At 34.3% G+C, this 4,367-nt stretch carries 7 protein-coding genes; all 7 read left to right on the forward strand.

Annotated elements, in window-relative coordinates; genetic code table 11:
- The first annotated feature begins 186 nt into the window (after positions 1 to 186).
- On the forward strand, positions 187 to 357 hold the full coding sequence (locus tag Xind_RS19255; protein WP_187650898.1) for a hypothetical protein: 171 nt from the start codon (positions 187 to 189) through the stop codon (positions 355 to 357).
- A gap of 99 nt (positions 358 to 456) precedes the next feature.
- A complete protein-coding gene (locus tag Xind_RS19260) occupies positions 457 to 1,218 on the forward strand; it encodes a HesA/MoeB/ThiF family protein (protein WP_187650899.1) in 762 nt (253 codons plus the stop codon).
- On the forward strand, positions 1,160 to 2,365 hold the full coding sequence (locus Xind_RS19265) for an MFS transporter (protein WP_187650900.1): 1,206 nt from the start codon (positions 1,160 to 1,162) through the stop codon (positions 2,363 to 2,365). Before Xind_RS19260 ends, Xind_RS19265 begins: the two co-directional genes overlap by 59 nt.
- 420 nt (positions 2,366 to 2,785) lie before the next feature.
- Complete coding sequence (locus Xind_RS19270; RefSeq protein ID WP_187650902.1) at positions 2,786 to 3,241, forward strand: STY4534 family ICE replication protein; 456 nt, start codon at positions 2,786 to 2,788, stop codon at positions 3,239 to 3,241.
- Positions 3,242 to 3,322: 81 nt separating this feature from the next.
- Entirely contained in the window at positions 3,323 to 3,526 is a 204-nt protein-coding gene (locus Xind_RS19275; protein ID WP_476756470.1) for a hypothetical protein, read from the forward strand.
- A gap of 11 nt (positions 3,527 to 3,537) precedes the next feature.
- Entirely contained in the window at positions 3,538 to 4,026 is a 489-nt protein-coding gene (locus tag Xind_RS19280; protein WP_187650901.1) for a single-stranded DNA-binding protein, read from the forward strand.
- Between the two features lie 249 nt (positions 4,027 to 4,275).
- Positions 4,276 to 4,367: transposase DNA-binding-containing protein (locus Xind_RS19285; protein ID WP_187650072.1), on the forward strand; the 92-nt coding region annotated here is incomplete at its 3' end.

Genomic DNA, 4,367 nt, shown 5'->3' on the forward strand with positions numbered 1-4,367 from the left:
TTGATCAAAAAAATTAAGATCTTTTTGAATACAGCCTCAGCAAGTAGCTGGAAAGGAATAGGAAATATGGAAGTCTCATAATTATGAAAAGGTATTTAGGGTAATAAGTGTAATTTAAATTGCGTGAGATAAAAATATCTCATGCATATAAAATGTGTTTTTTATTTTTAAAGGTGAGGCGGAATCATGAAAGAATTTAAACTTTTTGGTCTTGCTGAAGGATTGATAGGTAAATCAACAGTGCAAGCAGAGTCTATTGATGATTTATTTAAAAAATATAATCCACTTTCAGATATTCGTAATAAAGTTACCATTCAAGGAAATAAAGTTATAGCATTCATGCCTTGTGACGGCTAAAAGTTAATGAATTATAACGTGATAGTAAATATTACATTGCAAAAAGCCTATGACTATAAGAGTAGCTATAGGCTTTGATTAGTAAATAAGGACTTATTTATGTTTATGTTCAAAGATGAAAGATATAACAGGCAGATTAATATGCCTGAATGGGGAGTGGAAAGGCAAGAGAAGCTACTTAATAGTAGAGTTGTTGTCATTGGTGCAGGGGGAGTAAAGTCTACATTATTAATGTGCTTAGCTGCTGCTGGAATTGGTCACATAAAAATTATCGAATTTGATAAAGTAGAACTTTCAAACTTAAATCGACAATTGCTTTATCGTACATCAGATATAGGTATCGAGAAAGGACAGGCTGCAAAAAAAACTTTACAAGATTTAAATCCTGAAATTGAGATAGAACTTGTTTCGGACAAAGTTACAAAAAATAATATTGATAGTCTTCTTAGTGGATATGAATTAATTGTAGAGGGAGGCGAATCTCCGGCTGGAAGAAATTTAATCAACGAGTATTGTTTAAAAAACAATATAGTAATGGTGCATTGTTCAGCACAATTCAGCTATGGTTATGTAACCACATTACTCCCAAAAGAAAAAACAGCCTGTTTTGCATGTATTTTTCCAAATGATCATACTAGAACAGAACATACTGGAGCAGTTCCTGTTAACGTCTTATCTACGTCTATAGCTGGTTCTTTAGGTGCAGCGGAGGTTCTAAAATGGTTTTTAGGATACAGAGATAATATGACGGTAAACTCAAAATTAACCTTTAATTCTCTTATAATTAATAAAGGTTTTGAGTTTGAAAATATTGAGCGAAATCCAACCTGTCCAATCTGTTCAAAATATTATGATCAGTGAATTTTTATCATTAACAAATTCAGTGAGAACAAGGTTGATAGCTAATTTCTTCAAGAGAATATCAACCGATGTGGTTATTCCTTTTATGACAATTTTTATTGCTCAGACTAAAGGGGAAACCATAGCCGGATTATTAATAATTTGCATTCTTTGTTTAGGGGTTTTTTTTAATGGTCTAGGAGGGAAACTGAGTTGTAAATTTGAAACAAAAAAAACATTAGTAATCGGTGAATTACTTCATGCTTTTTCAGTTATTGCTATGGCTATAACTTCCGTATTAGATGTCAATTTAATGATACTTTTTTATTTTATCAAAAATATTATATTCAGCTTCTTGGTTCCATTTAGTGAAAAAGTTATTTTTGATAATACGAGTAGTAATAATAGGCAGGTTGTTTATCAATTTAATAGTATACTAAGCGGAATGGCCTTACCAATCGGAATGCTATTGGGGGCTTTGTTGTTTAAGATCAGTGTTGAATACCTGTTGTTTTTATCATTCCTATTTTCATTTTTTGTTTTTGTTATTTATAGTGTTGGATTAAAGAAAACAAAAGTGATTAATAATGAATATAGAGAAAATACAGTGTCATATTTTAATACTATATCAAAAAACAAACCAGCTATTCTTATAATTATTAGTGCGGTGCTTTTAAATGTTATCCAGTTTTCTTTTTTGCAATTTCTTCCTGTTTACCTATCATCTTTTAAATATGGAGTTGAACAGTTCTCTATATCTAGGGTTATGAATGGAGTAGTAAATATAGTATTTGGATTGTTGTTAATTCCTATAATAAAGGCATCAATAGCAACAGTAGGAAAATTAAGATTAGGAATTGTGATTTTTTCATTCATGTTTTCATTATCAATTTGGTTGTCTGATATGAAAATTATTTTCTTTATGTTGATATTTTTAATGAGTTGCTGTGAGGCATTTATCAACCCATTGCAACAATCAATATATGCAGAATATATAGAAAAACAAAGTTCAGGAGTGTATTTGTCAGCTTTCTCTCTGACTGGTAGGTTTGGAAATATTGGAGCTTCAATTTTATTAATATTAAGTGATTATTTAACAGTTAATATTATCACAAGTATAATTTTGATATTAGGCTTAACATCAGCTTTTTTAGTACCTAAAAAATAAGGGGCTGGATATATTAAGTATGTTAAAAATTGGTAAATTCTGCGGCCAATATCTTGACATTATTGTGTTTTGATTTAATTATGTACAATAATCTATGTTGCTTTGCAACTTACCAATGCTTCAGCAGTCTGAAAGAAGCGCTTTCGAGTGACTGTATTAATCAATGTTCCGATAGTCTGAGAGGAACTCCTTCGGGTGACTACATTATCTGCCGGACCTGAAAAAGCAGACAGTAAATACTCTGGGTAAACCCGTTTATTCTTTGAAAACGGGGATCGCTAAGGCGATTAAGAAACTCTTCACATATATCATATCGCGATATCGAGTCAGTCTGATGGCTGGCTTCCCAATGGGAGACAATTATCCCATTGGGATGATGTTTCTCATTTTTTTACCTTATTTTCTAGGAGAAACATCATGATGAATAGCAAAAATGAAAATAAATACTTTAATCTTCATATCAATGGTATTGGATACTTAAGCAACATTCGCAGTTTAAATGGACCTAATGGACGTTTTCTGGCGGTTGTGATTAACGCCTTAAGTGGTCCTACTGATAATCCGGCATATGTTCGTTTTGATGCTACTGTTGCCGGAGAAAACACCATTAAACTTATAAACCGCTGTCAGCGAGCAGTGGATGAAGATCAAAAAGTGTTGGTTGGATTCGTCTTGAGTAACCTTTCCACTGAGATTTTTACACTTAACAGTGGAGAACACGCAGGAGAACAGCGTGCCAGCCTACGTGCTCGACTAATTAATATCGACTGGATTAAGGTTGGAAAAGAGATGGTATATAAGGCCGAAAAAACTCAATCAACGCCACCTAGTGAAGAAAAGGCTCCTGCAAAACAATATGCGGCAGACTCATTCTAAATCACGTAATTTTACTTCCCTGATAGGAACATACATCTTTCAGGGAAGTATGTTTCTGTCATATTGATAAAGGAACATACTATGATGAAGATCGGTGTACTTGCAGCAAAACTTGCAGGACAAAATTTACCATTACGGGTTTTACGTAGTCGTATCGGTTATTACATTGGGACGATAAACGAAGAAGGGCCTGTATCTCGTGAGTCCATAGAATATTTTAAATCAGAAACGATTGCATCTAATGCTCTGAAACGGGGCAATTGGACACAACGCGAATATATCTGAGGAGAAATATCATGGCATCAAGAGGCATTAATAAAGTTATTTTGGTAGGGAACCTGGGCGCAGATCCAGAAATTCGTTATATGCCAAATAACAATGGAGCAGTGGCAAACATTACTCTGGCAACATCTGAGAGTTGGCGAGATAAGCAAACTGGTGAAATGAGAGAGAAAACCGAGTGGCATCGCGTGGTGATCTTCGGAAAACTGGCGGAAATTGCAGGTGAGTATCTTCGAAAAGGTTCACAGGTTTATATAGAAGGGATTTTGCAAACTCGAAAATGGCAAGATCAGAGTGGTCAAGATCGATACGCTACAGAAATTTTTGTAAATATTAGCGGTAAGATGCAGATATTAGGCAATCGTAGTGGGGGGCAGGAAAGTTGGGGACAGCCACAGCAGCCACAATATAGTGGTGAGATGACACCATCTAACCAAGTTAGGATCGTTCCTCATCAGAGTAACGAACCCCCTATCGATTTTTCTGATGACATACCGTTTTAGAGTTGACCTTAGACAATAAGTTATAAATTATTTGTAATTGATGAGTCTGACTTATTCTTACCCTGTAATGGGTTTTAAAGATAGCAACCTAATAATTACAATTGATAATATATAAAAATAATAATTTCCTCACCCCCGTTAATACGCTGTCTCTTCTACACAAATCCCTCGATTGAATCGAGGGATTTTTTTGAACCTTTTTCTACCTGGCTGATCTCAATAAGAAATACTACGTTGAGGTCACGTATGATGTTTTCAACAGATGCTGAGCAATGGGCAAAAGACACTTTTCAATATGCTGATTTAGGGGATAGCCGCCGCACTAAGCGGCTGATCAAACT

The sequence above is a fragment of the Xenorhabdus indica genome, from assembly GCF_014467235.1.
GTDB lineage: Bacteria > Pseudomonadota > Gammaproteobacteria > Enterobacterales > Enterobacteriaceae > Xenorhabdus > Xenorhabdus indica.